This window comes from Spirosoma sp., from assembly GCF_048594605.1.
In the GTDB taxonomy this organism is placed as follows: Bacteria; Bacteroidota; Bacteroidia; order Cytophagales; family Spirosomataceae; genus Spirosoma.
This window is the reverse complement of sequence record NZ_JBMDWV010000192.1, coordinates 1-16,593: the sequence shown is the minus strand read 5'-3', so window position 1 is coordinate 16,593 and position 16,593 is coordinate 1. Positions and strand designations below refer to the sequence as shown.

Below are 16,593 nucleotides of genomic sequence, written 5' to 3'. Positions count from 1 at the left end.
AGCTATTGCGTAGTTTGGTATGCAATGGATCTAGGATATAAAGCAACCATAAGACAAAAGTTAAAACTGACGCAATAGTCCTCAAGTACTTAGCCATACCTACAAGACCCGTTTTTGTTGTATAACCTCTTGTATGTTAATTAACTCATAAAAATACTATTAAATACTAACAAACTTCACTACAGATACTTGTCAACGGCTCGATTTGCTTTAGCTGATAAAATCGATAATTGGTAATGGAAACTCTAATCACGGCTGTTTTCTATGTCGACCTTGCACCAGCCACCTCAACAGAACGAATGACCGTACTGGTTGTGCTACCCGACCTGACGGGAAATAAGCTTTGACCGAAGCGCATCTCACGTTGAGGAATGCCCGTTTTCGTATTTACACGCAAGCCCTTTTATGTACAGATTGTTGTACACAAAAGGGCTTACTGAACGTTTGTATGAATTTTATTTCTGCTCGTACTTATCCTTGTAGGTTTTGTACAAGCGTTTATGCCGGTCGTCCAGATTGACTTTACGTCCCTGAATAAATACGTGCTCAATGACGTTCGTCCGCATGTCCAGCGCATCGCCCGATGAAATGAACAACGTAGCCTGTTTGCCTTTTTCCAACGTACCAACCAGGTTTTCGACGCCCAGAATTTTGGCCGTATTCGACGTTACCATTTTCAAGGCTTCTTCGTGATCGGTTACGCCAAATCCAGCGGCTGTTCCGGCCAGAAACGGCAGGTTACGGGTCCGCCACCATTCGTCGGCGTAGCTCAACCCAACCAAAACACCCGCTTTTTGCAAGATACCCGGCAGTCGATACGGCAAATCAACGTCTTCATCTTCCCGATTCGGCAGCCGGTGCAGAGCGCTCAGAATAACCGGTACGTTGTTTTCTTTCAGGAACGTAACGACGCGGTTGGACTCTTCTCCGCCCACAATCACCACTTTCTGCACACCAACCGACTTGGCGAACGTAACGGCGTCGATAATATCCTTTCCGTAATCCGCCCGAACGTAGAGATTCTGCTTCCCCGAAAACAGCTCTTTCATCGACTCCAGCCGCAGATTCATTGGAGCTGGATTTGTCAGAGCAGCGTAGGCTTTGGCATCAGCAAACGTAGCACGTAGCGCATCGATGGCCTGCCCGCGTTTTTCGTCTTTCCTGATCGTTGTCGTAAAATCCTCGAAATTGAAATCGCGGGTGAAATACGTCGGCCAGTTGAGCCAGATGCCGTCGTCTTTTTTCAGGACGGCGTCTTCCCAGTTCCAGCCATCGGCCATCATCACACTCGAACTTCCCGAAATGGTGCCGCCCTGGGGCATAGCCTGTGTCAGCAGTACGCCATTGTTACGGATCGTCGGAATAATTTCAGAATCGGTATTGTACGCAATCAGCGACCGCACATTCGGATTCAGAATCCCAACTTCCTGCTTATCGACCGTAGCACGAACGGCACCGATTTCCTGCAAACCCACGGTCGAAGCTGGCGAAATCAATCCCGGATAAACGTGCTTGCCCGATGCATCTACTACGTCTACATCCGTTAAATTGAGTCTTACCAACGTACCATCCACTACGTTGGTTATCAATCCATTGCTGAACAAAACGATGCCATTTGGAATGACTTGTCCATTGCCAACGTGAACGGTGCCCCCCATCAGGGCAATGGTTTTCGTCTGCGGTCGTGCCGGAGCCGGATTCTGGCCATAGCCCGTAAGCGCAGCCAGTGTCAATATTGGTATTAGTAGTTTTTTCATGATGATTTTTTCAGATTATTTGCCTTGCTCCTCGCCTTCTGCCATTACCCCTTCAATGTCTTCGCAATGCCACATGCGCATCCGTTTGGGAGCCGGTCTCGACGTAGAAGTCCCACTCGCTTTAGCCGTGATCATTTTCTGAATCAGTCGGGCGCGCTCGGCCTGCATCAGTTCGCGTTTCCGATCCTCTTCTTTCAGATTGAAGTAGATAGCGCCCTCAATCATGGTGATTTCCGGACGGGCGTAAATCGACAGGGGATGCGCATTCCACAAGACCAGATCGGCATCTTTACCCACTTTGATGCTACCCAGCCGATTGTCTAGATGCAGCAGTTTCGCGGGGTTGAGCGTCACCATTTTCCAGGCATCTTCTTCAGGTACACCGCCATATTCGACCGTTTTAGCCGCTTCCTGATTCAGACGTCGGGCCATTTCGGCATCGTCGGAATTGATGGAAACCGTTACGCCCTGGCGATGCATCAGAGCCGCATTGTACGGAATCGCGTCGTGCACTTCCATTTTATATGCCCACCAGTCGGCAAACGACGAGCCGCCCGCACCGTGTTTCGCCATCTTGTCGGCCAGTTTATAGCCTTCCAGAATGTGCGTGAACGTATTGACTTTAAAGCCCAGCGAATCAGCCACTTTCATCAGCATATTAATCTCCGACTGCACGTAAGAGTGGCACGTAATGAACCGTTTCGACGCCAGAATTTCAGCCAGCGCATCCAGCTCAATATCCCGACGTGGGGCAATGGTGGTCGTTTTTGCTTTGGTGCTCAGTTTGTTGTATGCGTCCCAGCCTTTGGCGTACTCTTTCGCACGCGTAAAGTGATCCATATAAACCTGCTCCACGCCCATCCGCGTTTGCGGGAAACGAATGCGGTTGGCGTCGCCCCAGTTAGCTTGCTTTACGTTTTCGCCCAGCGCAAACTTGATGAATCCGTCAGCCCCTTTCAGAAGCATATTTTCCGGTGATTCGCCCCACTTGAGCTTCACAATGGCCGACTGACCACCGATGGCGTTGGCGGAGCCGTGCAGCAGTTGCGACGTAGTGACGCCACCCGCTAGCTGCCGATAAATATTGACATCCTCCGAATTCACTACGTCGCTCATGCGCACCTCAGCCGTACTCGACTGCGAACCTTCGTTTACCGACAGCAGCGCAATGTGAGAGTGTTCGTCGATGATGCCGTTGGTGAGGTGTTTACCCGTCCCGTCAAATACTTTAATATCGGCAGGAACAGGCAGGTTTTTTCCAACTTTCGAAATCTTGCCCCCCGTCACCAATACGTCTGCGTTTGCCAAGATTCCATCTTTCTCGTTTGTCCAGACCGTAGCGTTCCGAATCATAATCGTCTCGGACTTAGGCTTCTGCGCGTTGCCCATGCCAACAAATGGATAGAGCAACGTAGCAGACGTACTAGCTGGCGCGGTCGTCGTTGACGTAGCAACCGACGCAATTCCGCTGGTTACCGACGTGAATACGGCCGATGTGGACACGGCCGACGTGGAGGCCGGAGCTGTTCCTGAGCGCATGGCCGACCACGTAACAATTTTACCATCAGGCGTTTGACCATCACCTTTGAACGTATCGCCCGTCCGATAACCCGTTAAGCGCGTTGTACCCGATTGCTTTTTGTCAAGCTGAATCTGCATAGAAATCAGATCGCCGGTCAGGACAACTTTTGGCGTTACTTTTACCGTATCGACCATGATCTGATACTCAGGCTTATCCGGTGACTTTCCGGTGATAGTCAGCTTCAAATTTGACTGCGAACCGACGGTCAGATTCCAGGTTCCACGCAGATCGGCCGCATCTTTGTTCGATACGATGTACTGCTTACCGCGCATCCAGTTTTCAAAAATCACGTTGTCGGCGCTGAACAGATTGCCGGACGTAATGATGAAATTGGCGATACGTCCTTTCTGCAACGTACCAACCTGATCTTCAGCGCGAATCAACCGAGCTGGTACAGTTGTCAGGGCTTCCAGTGCTTTCTGTTCCGAGAGTCCGTTTTCGATGGCTTTGCGAAGATTCGCCCAGAAATCCGCTTTGTTTTTGAGTCCGGCAGTGGTCAGGGCAAACGGAATATTGGCAGCCGCCAGACGACCCGCATTCATCGGCGCCATCTCCCAATGTTTAAGTTCAGATAGCGATACGTTGTCAGCGTCCCACGGATCTTCGACATCGTAGGGTTGCGGATAATTCAGCGGAACAATCAGCGAAGCGCCCGTTGCTTTTACCTCATCGATACGTTGATATTCATCGCCGGAGCTAGAGATAATAAACTGAGTGCCAAACTCATCACCGATTTTATCAGCGCGTAAAATGCCCAGTTTATCGTTCGCTTCGAAAATGGCGGGCAGCGACCGAATCCGGTCCAGGGCCTCCAGCGATAGGTTTGCCTGCTCTTTACTGCCTCCACGTTTGTACCAGTCCGCATCGTATAACGCCTGTCGAATTAGCGCAACCGATCCCATCATGGAGTTTGGGTATGTCTGTCCGGAGCTTCCTTTGCTGAACGAGTAGTGCGCCGTTACGTTTGGTTTCAGTACGAGCGTGTTTTCACGGTCGTCGGCCAGGGTTATGAGCGCACCCGTTCCCCGGATGACACCATCGTGCGGATGCGTCAGAACAGCGCCAAACCCTAATTTGCGCAGTTCGTCGGCTTTGGCCGGATTCGCTTTAAAAAGCAGACTGGCATCGTTTTCGGGTTGAACAGCCTGGTTCCAGTAGTAAGCGCCTTTCTTGTTCGATTCCAGTTGCGGAACGCCAAAAAATCCCCGACGTTCCACTTTTACCTCCGGCATTCCGTAGTCGGAGTTGATATCGATCAGCGCCGGATAAATACGTTTGCCTTTCAAATTTGTCACGACGGCTCCGGCAGGCAGATTGACCGACGTACCAACCGCTTCGACACGTCCATCACGAACGAGCAACGTAGCATTCTGAAGGGTTGTTTGTGGATCAACGATAATGGTTGCGTTGGTGAAGGCATACAGGCCGGGGCGTTCATCATAAACCCCGTTACGCGGAAAGGTCGTCTGAGCGGCCGCTGTGTAGAGCAAACCGACCGAGAGCAGCCCCGTCAGGAAATGTTTAATCATGAATAATACAGTTGATGATTGGGTACGAATGCCAAAAGTACGCAAATTCACCCCCGTATCATTTTAGGCCAAAGAATATTGCGCAATTGCCTAAACGAATACTATTTAATATCACAAAAACACACCATATACTCCGTCGGCAGTCTGCTTAATCAGATGATTTTCCTGGCTACAGGGCACTAATTTATTGCCCGAAAAGTTGTTTCTTTACATACCTATGTCACTTTATATTACGTCGTTAAATTCGGGTAGTAACGGTAATTGTTACTACGTTGGCAATGAGCAGGAAGCGGTTCTAATTGATGCTGGCCTCTCCCGCCGACAAACTGAAGTTCGGATGCAGCGCCTGGGCTTGTCTCTCCTGAATGTGAAAGCCATTTTCATTTCGCACGAGCATTCTGATCACATCAGCGGATTGTCTCAACTGGCTTATAAATACCAATTACCCGTTTTCATTACGTCTACTACGTTACGAAAAGCGCGATTGGCGCATCGGGATTTTCGTGTACTGCCTTTTTTGGGGTACGAGCCGATCTGGATTGGGGAGCTTTGTGTTACACCGTTCCCGAAAGAGCACGATGCTCACGACCCGCATAGCTTTCTGATTAGTTATCAGGGGATTAACGTTGGCGTGTTTACGGACATTGGTGTAGCCTGCGAGCACGTCATTCATCATTTCCGACAATGCCACGCCGTTTTTCTGGAAGCGAATTATGACGAAGATATGCTCGACAGAGGCCGTTACCCTTATTTTCTCAAGCAGCGAATTCGGGGCGGCAAGGGTCACCTCTCCAACCAGCAGGCCCTGGCTCTTTTTCAGACCCATAAGCCTTCATTTATGAGCCATATTCTTCTATCACACCTATCGAAGGAGAATAATTGTCCGCAGTTAGTACGTGATTTGTTTATGCCACATATGGCTGATACTGAGCTAATAGTTGCTTCGCGCATGATAGAGACGCCCGTATACCGAATCTCGGCAATGGTCAATACGTTGGTCTCGGAGAATTGAGCCATAAATTAAGCTGTGTTTTTCTGGCTATTCGTTATCCTTTCTCTCCCGATTCATCAAGAGATGGGGAGTCGATCATAAAGAAAGGGAAGGTACTGTATTGAGGTAATCGACTCTTTATCAATCAATAAGGATAACTAAAAAGGGCACATTCGTCTCTATCGTCTATTGATAGCGTGTCCAATCAGTACGTAACTCAAGTATTGTTTTCCGCAGCCTCCCTTTACTAGTCTACCAGGTTACAGCTATGATGAGGAAAACTTTTTACTTCTTGCTGCTCACTTTCTGTGTCGCTTGTAGCACCACCCGACCTTTCAAAACAAGCGATGGAAAGAAACTCTCCAATAGCATTGCCGAAGTACGGCGGCTAAAAATTAACGGTAGTAAACAATTCCTCACTATACGAGGGGCAGATCGATCGAAGCCCGTTTTGTTGTGGCTCCATGGCGGTCCTGGTAACGTAGCCATGCCGCTGTATATGCATCATAGTTCAGCCCTGGAAGACCAGTTTGTGGTCGTTTACTGGGATCAACGGGGATCGGGAAAGTCGTATTCTGCTCGTATAGACCCAGCCAGTATGACCCTGGATCAGTTTATTTGCGATACCCACGAGTTGACTTCCTGGTTACAGAAGTACTTCAAGCAAGATAAATTATTTCTGGTTGGGCATTCCTGGGGCGCTTTTCTGGGCCTACACGTCATCAACAAATACCCTGCTGATTATGCTGCCTTCGTCGCCGTTTCCCCAATTACCGACGGCCCACGTAGTGAACAGGCATCCTATCAGTTTGCCCTTGCACAGGCTCAACAACGACAGGATACAGCTGGGTTAGCAGCGTTAAAGCGAATGGGTTCTCCAACAGACGGCGTTTACAAAGGAGGAATCAGGGAGCTGATCCAACAGCGCAATTTGGTACAGAAATATGGTGGGTCCTATCATCAAAACCTTGGCGGTACGTTTCATCGAATACTCTGGCGATCGAAGGAGTATAACCTGTTCGATTACCTGAAAGCAAGCAAAATAACTCGTTTAAATTCGCCGATGTTTCTCACTCTCTTGCCCACGATTGATTTAAAACGACAAATTCCGGTGGTAAAAGTGCCCGTTTACTTTTGTTTAGGTCGTTACGATAATCACGTCCCTTCCACCGTGGTTGCTGACTATTGCGCATCCCTGCAAGCTCCGGTCAACGAAGTGATTTGGTTCGAGGAGTCCGCCCATCACCTTTGCTTTGAAGAGCCTCAGAAGTTTGGTGCCTTACTTAAAGAGAAACTAATAGGTGCAAGCTTTCCCTCAAAGTGATCGGATGAAAAATATTTCTCCTGGTTTTTTATAAAAGGGTGGCCACCGCACAGGAGAAGCATGAAAGAAACTCGAATCCAATAGACACCTTTAGCCGAAGCTATGGATGTGAACGTAGTAGGTCTCCTGATTTCGTGTCCGCTACGTTACGGGCGATGATTTCGGCCACTTAATGCGCTGGATGATTACAATTGACAAGCATTGAGTATTGATACAAAATACCGGGTTAGTGCTAACTAGCTCCATTAGCCTAATTGGTAAGAATGGTTTTCCAGGTAGTACCGTTCCAGAACTCTTTGGCGTGCGTTGTCAGATTATAGATTTCCAGTCCTTCGTAGGGCGTTAGTGCGTCGCGCTGGGCAGTGGTGAATCGATTTCCATGAACCCCAAAGCGTCCGTTTTCATCCACTACCACCGTTTTTACATTACCCACTAAATTCTCACTATTACTGGTCATATCCGGCGTTCGGATGGGCGTAAGACCGTGCAAAACGCTTTTATAATTGCTATTCGTCGGGTCGAAAACGGCCTGCCCCTGCACCAGGGTTTGTCCGTACTGAAAAATACCGCCTTCAATGTTCAGGGCTGAGGGAAACGTTGCGGTATCCTTACATTTCACGCTTAGATTGTACCCCCGATGCGCGGGTGATATAAGCGAAAGGCCCGTGTAGGCTCCCATTGTAAACACCAAAGGGCCATGCATACCCACACTGACCTGGGCCCCGTAGCCGCCCGAGGGTTGTATAAGACTCTGGTTGTTGGCGCTAAAAACATACGTCGAGTTGTCGAGGTACATCTTCCCCAAAGCCAGGTAATACAGGTTTGAGCAAGACGCCGAGGGGCGGATGGTTGAACTCATAATGACAAAGTCGCCCCCGTCCAGAATAATTCGGTTGGAGCCATTCAACGTTAAATCCAAGCCGCCAAGCTGGATTATGGTGCCCGTACTGGCAAATAATCCAGCGTTCAGAACCATATAGGCAGGTGTAGGATAATTTGCTGAAATAAACGAAACGTATTTATTATTGACCTCATGCCCTGAACTCAGAACAACTGGATTGGACGAGCTAGAGTTACGAATACTAACGTAGTAATAATAGCCTGAACTGGCGTTCATCCATTCGATTGCCTTATCCAGGGTTTTAAACACAACTCCGCCCGTAAAACTGCTCGTTTGAACGGTATATTCGTAGGGTTCCCGGCTATCGCTTCCGTTGACCGGGTCAATGCCGATGTATAGTGCATTGGACGCGCTGAGCAGATTAAAGGTCATACCACTGATTGCTACGTTTCCAGATAGGGTCATACTGGTAGGCTGGTACGTTTGCGCTGTCTGCAGTGTGTTTACATACGGTCTGTTAGTTCGTGAAGGTGGGCTGTAACTGGTGCTGTACCTGGAAAGGATCTGACTTACTGGCCGTCCCATTTCAGCGGTCTGGCAAAAAGCAACGAGTGCAGTCAGCGAGAGAACGATCGACAGAAAGTGTTTCATGACGTGGGGTTAATTATCTGGACATGAATGGTTTTTTAGATCTCTAAGACCGATACGCATTAACGTTCCCGGTTTTGAAAAGAACAAAAGGAGGCATATTCACGCGCAACTTAATCGCGACTGCTTTATACAGCAGCTTTTTTACTAACTCGAATCCAGAGTTGGGCACAAGATCTGGGCCATAAGCCGACAGGATGCCTGCAACAAAGTACAGTGATAGAACGGATCAAAAAACCTGGGAAAGCTAGACCTGAAAACAAAATTATAAAATAACTATACTGACGGTCAATCGGCTAAAACGTAACAGCCGGGTTCACAGGAAATGCCCTGCAAGCAGAGTTTATTGATTAGCCAGATTTATTGGTAACTCAGTTAGGGAACCGTTGTGCATATACATTTTCCTCAAATCGACTGATCCAAAGTCGGCAGAGGATAACCGAGCACTATCCAGATATAGATATAAGTGCCGTTATTGTAATGTTTCCTTGAAGGTCGCTTTTGGGGAATCTCTTTGCGTATATAAACTGTCGGATAACTTATACAAGCTCGCTTTCACGAACTAACCGACTTGCACCGGGCAACTGGCGCTGTAGCAAATTGTGTACAAAATCAGTGGTCCTCAATGTGCCTGCAAACAGGCTGCACGAACCTTGTGTAATTTGAAGAGCGTTGTTATTAATAACAAATGCTTTGTACCGCACCAGCCCGTTGCCAGCGGATTAACTAGTTTGTCACTTCGATTTGATACGTATTGATTCGGCGGCTGGTTATTGAACTACCCTCCAGAAATGGCTTCTTGATGTCAAGCTGCTTCTCGGCGTCAATTATTACGATGAGCGTATTGAATTGCGCCAGTGGACCCTGAAAATAAGAAACGGGGACCGTATACGTTTCGCTCCCCGAACCTACAAAAGTTGTCAGATAGTCCGCTTCGTTTACGCTCCCCTGCTCCTCATAAGTGTTATTCCATTCGTCTCTGGTCCGACGACTTTTTGATAATTTCAGCTCTGTTGCGGAGGTTTCTCCCTGCCAGCTTTTCCATAGACGAACGAACCAATTATCGGGCTCGAGATCGTACCACTTCAAAGTTAGAGGTTGGAGCCGATAGTGGCTGGATGGGGGCGAAAACTGGACAGGAGAGACATCCGGCTGAGTCTGAATGGTTCCCAGACTGTATTCTGTTCCATTCGTAAGAACCACGGTAAAAGTGTATGCTACGTTAGCTTTCGTGACGAATGATCGATCACTCAGTTGATAATGTGGGTAAGCTCCGTAGTAGTTCGATGAACCGCTGTTAAGTACAAGCGCTTTTCCATTCACCTTTATTTGTATCTGTGGATTAGCAATCGTTTTTTTATCCGCATCCCTGACGAAGGCTTCAATGCGCTCATTTACTTCGCCGTCTTCACTCACTGAACGGGAAATAATGACATTGATCTGCAATAGTGAAGGATCAACGACGCCCCCCGCTGACAAAGGAGATTGTCCACAACGAATAAATAACAGGCTAATCGGAAACAGCAATATCCGTAGTAACAAACGTATTAGGCGTATCACGCTTTTCTATACCTCAAAGGGCAGTTCATACTCTCTGGCAACTACTCTGGACGTACGCGTTTTGACTTCTACTTTGACTTTAAGTGGCGAACCCGGAATGAGGTAATTTTTGACAAACTGGTCGTCGTGAGCCATCCAGGACTGATTTTCCAGCAAGTATTCCTCAACACCGGCCTTTGTGGCCTGATAAGCCCATCGTTCAGTCATGAGGGGCTCGTAGTTAATAATATTGCCCATGTAAAGAACCTGAATACCGGGTAGTGATTGATTGCCCAACTCCGTACAGTTTACTACGTTGATGGTGATAGATGATCCGTCCTCCAGATCGCGAACCGACCATTCGTCAATTAAAGTTTTTACGTTTGCCATTGGATTTGTGTTTGTTCTGGTTTTAAAGCAGGAAGCAACGCCCCCGACAACTACAAAACAACAGGATCCGATTACGCAGACAATATGAAAGTTAACAACAGGTAGAAACGAATAAATAAGTAGCAGTTTCTGATAAAGCAACGACGTAATCGTTACGTTAGAGCTGGATGGTTCACTACGTATAATCGTTACAAAATGGCCAATAAAAAAAGCCCCGAATCAGCAGATTCAGGGCTTTATCATTCATAAATGTTAGTGACCGATACGGGAATCGAACCCGTGTTACCGCCGTGAAAGGGCGATGTCCTAACCGCTAGACGAATCGGCCGTCTTGTGTACAAGACCCAACGTTTTGGTGCATTTACCAGCTCGTTGGCGAAACGTGGTGCAAAGGTAAGGGTATGTTTTTATAATGCAATACTACCTATCAAAATTTTTCCAAAAAAAGGCTTCATGATCGATTTACTGCTATTTTTGAGGAAGTTAGATTTCTTTTTTTCTTCATCTAAATGAAACACTTTTTGCTGCTGGCGGGCCTGTCCGTTATGTCATTGCAAACGCTTGCACAGACACCAGGTACCGTATCGTCTTCCAATGCTACACCACCCGCTCAGTTTCTGGGCTATAAAATTGGCGAGCGCTTTACTCCTCATCACCGGGTTTTGGCTTATGCTGAGCAACTTGCCCGCCAACTCCCCAATCGAATTAAACTTCTCCCCTACGGCACTACGTATGAGGGCCGCCAGTTGATGGTCGTCGCCGTCGGGTCGGAAGCAAACATGGCTCGTCTGGAAGAAATCAGAACCAATAATTTAAAACGTATTGGTTTGATGGATGGCAATCCGACGTCGGCTGCACAGCCACCAATTGCCTGGCTCAGCTACAACGTACATGGCAATGAGGCTGTCAGCTCGGAAGCCTTTATGGAAGTGCTGCATCGTTTATTGTCGCCGTCCGACGCCGTTTCACAAAAAATTCTGAACACGACGGTTGTCATTCTTGATCCGGGTCTGAATCCGGATGGGCACGACCGCTACGTAAACTGGTACAACCAGATGCTAGGTCGTACGTATGACCCTAATCCGTTTGCCCGCGAACATCAGGAGCCCTGGCCAGGAGGTCGGTATACGCACTACCTGTTCGATCCGAACCGCGACTGGGCCTGGCAAACGCAGGAAATCACGCAGCAGCGAATGGCAATTTATCAGCAATGGATGCCTCAGCTGCACGGCGATTTTCACGAAATGGGCGTAGAAAGCCCGTACTATTTTGCCCCATCGGCGAAACCTTATCACGAAGACATTACCCCGTTCCAGCGGAAATTTCAGCAGATAATTGGTCAGTATTGCAGCCGCTATTTCGATAAAAATGGCTGGCTGTATTACACCCGCGAACGGTTCGATCTGTTCTACCCCAGCTATGGCGATACGTATCCGACTTACAACGGAGCTATAGGCATGACTTATGAGCAGGGAGGTAGTGGGCGCGCTGGCCTGGGTATTGAAAAAGCAGACGGCGATACGTTAACGCTTCGCCAACGGATTGATCACCACGTAACGGCTAGTATTGCTACGCTCGAATCTGTTGCCGATCGTCCTGCGGAAATTGTGAAAGAGTTTGGTCAGTTTTTCGACAAATCGCGCAATACGCCCATTGGACAGTATAAAAGCTACGTTATCAAATCCAACGGCGACGCTGGTCGATTGAAAGCGCTTCAGCAACTCCTGGACCGTAACAAAATCCGTTTCGGCTATGCGGGCAAGGCGCAGTCGCTGGCGGGCTACAACTACACGACGCAGAAAAACGAGAAAAACGTATCGATAGCCGCCGAGGATATTGTGATCAGTGCTTATCAGCCCAAATCAACGCTACTGAAAATTCTGTTTGAGCAGAATTCGGCGCTGGAAGATTCCGCTACGTACGACATTACGGCCTGGTCGCTTCCTTACGCCTTTGGCCTGCAAACGTTTGGCTTACCTGCCCGTATCGACCCCGCCAATACGCTTCCTACGTCAGCGAAACCATCGTCGATGACGCTTACACCTGTTACGAATGCATATGCCTACCTGATCAGATGGCAGTCCTTACCGGCAGTACAAACGCTGGCAGGTTTGCTGAAACAAAAAGTGAGAGTTCGGGCGGCCGAAAAAGCATTCGAGCTGGATGGAAAAACGTATCCGTCGGGCACGCTGATTGTGCCCCGTACCGGTAACGAACGTTTTGGCGATCGCCTGGGAGCCATTGTTATAGCTGAAGCAGCCCGTACTGGAGCCGATATAACTCCGGTACAAACGGGTTTTGTGACAACGGGTTCTGACTTCGGCTCCGATTTCGTCACAGGACTCAAAGCCCCGCGGATAGGTCTGGTTATTGGCGATGGAACGCCACCACCATCAGCAGGCGAAGTCTGGCATTTTTTCGATCAGGAGCTAAATTACCCAGTTACTCTGCTCGATGCCAATACGTTAGCCAATGTTACCTGGAATAAACTGGATGTCCTGATCTTACCAACCAATTATTCTTATAGTCGAATTCTTACCGATAAAACGTTGACGGCCATTAAAGAATGGGTTCGTTCGGGTGGTAAGCTGATTGCCATGGAACGGGCAGCTTCCTACCTGATGGGAAAAGACGGATTTGATCTGAAGGAGAAATCAGGCAAGGACGAAGGGAAAAAGGATTCGAAAAAAGGCACTCCAACAGACTCCCTCAAACTCTACGGTGACCGGGAACGTACGGCCATTTCAGACGATATTCCGGGCAGCATTTACCGGGTCAATATTGATACGTCCCATCCGCTGGGTTTTGGCCTCACAGGTGGATACTATTCGTTAGTGCAAAATGCTTATAACTTTGATTTCCTGAAAGATGGCTGGAACGTAGGCTACCTGAAAGCCGACAATTACGTAGCAGGTTTCTCCGGGAGAAACGCGAAAGAAAAACTGAAGAATACCTTATTGATGGGTGTGCAGAATGTGGGCCGGGGCAGTGTTGTCTATTTAGCCGATGATCCGCTGTTTCGCGGTTTCTGGTACAACGGCAAGCTGTTGTTTGCCAATGCCGTATTCATGGTTGGGAATTAATCTACTGTACTACGTTCCTTTTAAGGTTTTCTTAGCAACAAAGACGCAACAAGTAAATATTTGTTGCGTCTTTGTTTTATAATTATCAGCAACTGACGAGTTGTATGAGTAATTTTGCCTAGCGGTTCAACTCACTTCGCCTGCAAATCTTTAAACGTGTTTCTTTGGTGAAACTTCTCCTGAATTTTTCTATTTTCTTTCTACTCAGCTCTTCGTTTCTACTTGCGCAGAAGAAGAACGAGAGTTACCAGCTTCATATTAACCGCGCTACGTCGCCTATTGCCCTCGACGGCATTGTTGATGAACCTGCCTGGCAGGCGGCTGAAGTGGCGACGGATTTCTGGATGGTACTGCCAATGGACACCAGTCGTGCCCGCGTTCGGACTGAGGTTCGGATGGCATATGATGATCACAATATTTACCTGAGTGCTGTTTGTTACCACGGTTACGTCGAAGGTCCTTATATGGTTGAGTCGCTACGTCGCGACTGGGCGTTTGTCAAAAATGATAATTTCATTTTTTTCATGGATACCTTCGATGACCAGACCAACGGTTTTACGTTTGGCACCAATGCCGCTGGTGCTCAGTGGGATGGGCTGCTGTACGAAGGCAGCAAAGCCAATCTGAGCTGGGATAACAAATGGTCGTCAGTTGTAAAAAATTATGCAGATCGCTACGTTCTCGAACTGGCCATTCCGTTCAAAACGATACGTTACAAAAAAGGTATTACGCGCTGGGGTATTAACTTCAGTCGTCAGGATCTCAAAACAACCGAAAAATCATCCTGGACACCCATTCAGCGGCAATTTCCAACGGCTGCTCTTGCGCTAACGGGCGTACTGATCTGGGATCAGCCTCCACCACAACCCGGCCCGAACATCTCGATCATTCCCTATGCGTTGACTGGCCTAACCCGCGATTACCAGAACAACGTGCCGAACAAATACCGATTTGATGCAGGGCTTGATGCCAAAGTAGCTATTACGTCATCGCTCAACCTGGACCTTACCGTCAATCCCGACTTTTCACAAGTTGACGTCGATCAACAGGTTACCAATCTGGATCGTTTCGAATTATTCTTTCCCGAACGGCGTCAGTTCTTTCTGGAAAATGGCGATCAGTTTACCAATTTCGGCTACGACCGGATTCGGCCGTTCTTCAGCCGACGGATTGGCCTGGGTGGCGTACCAATTCGCTTTGGTGCACGCCTGAGTGGTAAACTTAACAAAGACTGGCGTATCGGCATTATGGATATGCAAACCGGCCGCGTAGATGACACCGGACTACCATCCCAGAACTTTGCGGTGTTGGCCTTGCAACGACGCGTAGCAGCCCGTTCGAATATCGGCTTTATGTTTGTGAATAAAGAATCGCTGTCCTACGAGTCGGTTTCTGACAAAACGCTTTACTCACGCTACAACCGGAATCTGGGCATTGAATACAATCTGGCCTCAGCAAATAACCTGTGGACAGGCAAAGCATTGTATGTCAAATCCTTCAGTCCGAACGTAACGGGCGAAGATGCCGTTTATGCTGCCAATCTGCAGTATTTCAGTCGGAAATGGCTCGTAAGCGGGCAAGTGGAATCGGTCGGAAAAAACTACAATGCTGAGGCCGGATACGTACCGCGCCGAGGCTATCACCGGGGCATGATCAATATTGGTTATACGTTTCTACCAACAGGAGGTCCAGTACTGAACCACGGCCCAACATTAAATTCTACCTATTTTTTTGACCCCGCCTGGAAGCAGAGCGACAATGAAACGTATTTAAATTATGCCGTTACGTTCCGGAGCCGAAGTGTTTTGTCGGCCTGGATAGCTACAGACTACGTCCGGCTTCTGCAACCCTTCGACCCAACCAATACAGGACGGGAAACGCTGGCCACCGGTACAGAACATAACTGGACAGCCTGGGGCACTCAGTTCGTTTCAAAACCGCAGAGTGTGTTTACCTACGGCTTTACAACACGCTATGGTGGCTATTACGCCAACGGCACGCGCCTTAATCTGACGGCAGACATGGGCTATCGAATTCAACCTTACGTTAGCCTGGCAGCCAGCGCCAGCTACAACGATATTCGTTTAGCGCAGCCCTGGGGGCGCACTACGTTCTGGCTCGTTGGTCCCCGCTTCGATGTAACGCTGACGAATACGCTGTATCTGACTACGTTTGTGCAGTACAACGAGCAACAAAAAAATATGAATGTTAACGCGCGTATTCAGTGGCGCTATAAGCCTGCATCTGATTTTTTCCTGGTATACACCGACAACTATTTACCGAACTCAGCACAAATTGGCCAGGACGTGCCCGGCTTTTTTTCGGTTAAGAACCGGGCGCTGGTTCTGAAGTGGACGTACTGGTGGAATCTGTGATACGTACTGCTTTAAACAAAGTGAGTTTGTGTCAGTTATTTGTGCAACCCGCTGAAGAACGGGTAACAAACGTACTACACTCAAATCAATCGACGTTTATGAAAACTTTCCTCCGCTTTTTTCCTATAGCCTTTGTGGCTTTGTTTTTAACCTTGTTTCTGACCAGTTGCGAAGCTATCGGCGAAATCTTCAAAGCAGGCGCCTGGACTGGTGCGATAATGGTAATTCTGGGGATTGGTATTGTGATCTGGCTCATTTCCAAATTGTTTGGAGGAGGCAGCAGCAATACATAACGTTTTACGTTTTCAACAAAAAAGCCGCTTTTAAAAGTTAGAAGCGGCTTTTTTGTTGAAAGAGATAATTAGGCGACCAGTTCAAGCAGGCCATCGCGTTGAAGCACTGCTTTCTGACGCTCGCTCAGATCGTCGGATGCTTTCATAAGAGGCAATCGAACTTCGGCTGAAATTAAGCCCAGAACCTCCAGGATATTTTTTACACCAACGGGATTTCCTTCTTCGTAAAGCAAAGGATCAA

At 48.2% G+C, this 16,593-nt stretch carries 10 protein-coding genes, 1 tRNA gene and 1 pseudogene; 5 read left to right on the top strand and 7 right to left on the bottom strand.

Going from position 1 to position 16,593, the window contains the following annotated elements:
* Positions 1 to 455: 455 nt before the first annotated feature.
* Both ACOJS8_RS12115 and ACOJS8_RS12110 read right to left on the bottom strand, forming a co-directional pair.
* Positions 456 to 1,757, bottom strand: a complete 1,302-nt coding sequence (locus ACOJS8_RS12115) for an amidohydrolase family protein (protein ID WP_420148804.1) — start codon at positions 1,755 to 1,757, stop codon at positions 456 to 458.
* A gap of 15 nt (positions 1,758 to 1,772) precedes the next feature.
* Positions 1,773 to 4,868: an amidohydrolase family protein gene (locus ACOJS8_RS12110; RefSeq protein WP_420148803.1), complete on the bottom strand. Its 3,096-nt coding sequence runs from the start codon at positions 4,866 to 4,868 to the stop codon at positions 1,773 to 1,775.
* A 217-nt stretch (positions 4,869 to 5,085) separates the two neighbouring features.
* Between ACOJS8_RS12110 and ACOJS8_RS12105 the strand changes: the two genes are divergently transcribed.
* The gene (locus ACOJS8_RS12105) at positions 5,086 to 5,880 is read left to right on the top strand and encodes an MBL fold metallo-hydrolase (RefSeq protein ID WP_420148802.1); all 795 of its coding nucleotides are present in this window, start codon (positions 5,086 to 5,088) and stop codon (positions 5,878 to 5,880) included.
* A gap of 247 nt (positions 5,881 to 6,127) precedes the next feature.
* Positions 6,128 to 7,183 carry an alpha/beta fold hydrolase gene (locus tag ACOJS8_RS12100; RefSeq protein ID WP_420148801.1) on the top strand — a complete coding sequence of 352 codons (1,056 nt, stop codon included), beginning with the start codon at positions 6,128 to 6,130 and terminating at the stop codon, positions 7,181 to 7,183.
* 250 nt (positions 7,184 to 7,433) lie between these two features.
* On the opposite strand, the gene ACOJS8_RS12095 is transcribed toward ACOJS8_RS12100, so the two are convergent.
* The 4 genes from ACOJS8_RS12095 to ACOJS8_RS12080 all read right to left on the bottom strand — a co-directional run bounded on the left by ACOJS8_RS12095 (position 7,434) and on the right by ACOJS8_RS12080 (position 10,929).
* Entirely contained in the window at positions 7,434 to 8,675 is a 1,242-nt protein-coding gene (locus ACOJS8_RS12095; protein ID WP_420148800.1) for a hypothetical protein, read from the bottom strand.
* Positions 8,676 to 9,398: 723 nt separating this feature from the next.
* Entirely contained in the window at positions 9,399 to 10,214 is an 816-nt protein-coding gene (locus ACOJS8_RS12090) for a hypothetical protein (RefSeq protein ID WP_420148799.1), read from the bottom strand.
* Between the two features lie 24 nt (positions 10,215 to 10,238).
* Positions 10,239 to 10,601 (bottom strand): hypothetical protein, encoded by a 363-nt coding sequence (locus ACOJS8_RS12085; protein ID WP_420148798.1) that lies wholly within the window; start codon positions 10,599 to 10,601, stop codon positions 10,239 to 10,241.
* A gap of 256 nt (positions 10,602 to 10,857) precedes the next feature.
* Positions 10,858 to 10,929: transfer RNA gene (locus ACOJS8_RS12080), tRNA-Glu, on the bottom strand.
* A 181-nt stretch (positions 10,930 to 11,110) separates the two neighbouring features.
* On the opposite strand from ACOJS8_RS12080, the gene ACOJS8_RS12075 reads away from it, so the two are divergent.
* The 3 genes from ACOJS8_RS12075 (at position 11,111) to ACOJS8_RS12065 (ending at position 16,352) form a co-directional block, all read left to right on the top strand.
* The gene (locus ACOJS8_RS12075) at positions 11,111 to 13,684 is read left to right on the top strand and encodes a M14 family metallopeptidase (RefSeq protein WP_420148797.1); all 2,574 of its coding nucleotides are present in this window, start codon (positions 11,111 to 11,113) and stop codon (positions 13,682 to 13,684) included.
* Between the two features lie 167 nt (positions 13,685 to 13,851).
* Positions 13,852 to 16,059: a DUF5916 domain-containing protein gene (locus ACOJS8_RS12070; protein WP_420148805.1), complete on the top strand. Its 2,208-nt coding sequence runs from the start codon at positions 13,852 to 13,854 to the stop codon at positions 16,057 to 16,059.
* A gap of 98 nt (positions 16,060 to 16,157) precedes the next feature.
* Entirely contained in the window at positions 16,158 to 16,352 is a 195-nt protein-coding gene (locus ACOJS8_RS12065) for a hypothetical protein (RefSeq protein ID WP_420148796.1), read from the top strand.
* 68 nt (positions 16,353 to 16,420) lie between these two features.
* On the opposite strand, the pseudogene ACOJS8_RS12060 reads toward ACOJS8_RS12065, so the two are convergent.
* Positions 16,421 to 16,593, bottom strand: a pseudogene (locus tag ACOJS8_RS12060) (4-hydroxy-tetrahydrodipicolinate synthase); the annotation flags it as partial.

Excerpts from the sequence above, each read along its gene's own strand:
- ACOJS8_RS12095 (WP_420148800.1), bottom strand. The coding sequence starts at position 8,675 with ATGAAACACTTTCTGTCGATCGTTCTCTCGCTGACTGCACTCGTTGCT.
- ACOJS8_RS12065 (WP_420148796.1), top strand. The coding sequence starts at position 16,158 with ATGAAAACTTTCCTCCGCTTTTTTCCTATAGCCTTTGTGGCTTTGTTT.
- ACOJS8_RS12085 (WP_420148798.1), bottom strand. The coding sequence starts at position 10,601 with ATGGCAAACGTAAAAACTTTAATTGACGAATGGTCGGTTCGCGATCTG.
- ACOJS8_RS12075 (WP_420148797.1), top strand. The coding sequence starts at position 11,111 with ATGAAACACTTTTTGCTGCTGGCGGGCCTGTCCGTTATGTCATTGCAA.
- ACOJS8_RS12105 (WP_420148802.1), top strand. The coding sequence starts at position 5,086 with ATGTCACTTTATATTACGTCGTTAAATTCGGGTAGTAACGGTAATTGT.
- ACOJS8_RS12115 (WP_420148804.1), bottom strand. The coding sequence starts at position 1,757 with ATGAAAAAACTACTAATACCAATATTGACACTGGCTGCGCTTACGGGC.
- ACOJS8_RS12100 (WP_420148801.1), top strand. The coding sequence starts at position 6,128 with ATGATGAGGAAAACTTTTTACTTCTTGCTGCTCACTTTCTGTGTCGCT.
- ACOJS8_RS12110 (WP_420148803.1), bottom strand. The coding sequence starts at position 4,868 with ATGATTAAACATTTCCTGACGGGGCTGCTCTCGGTCGGTTTGCTCTAC.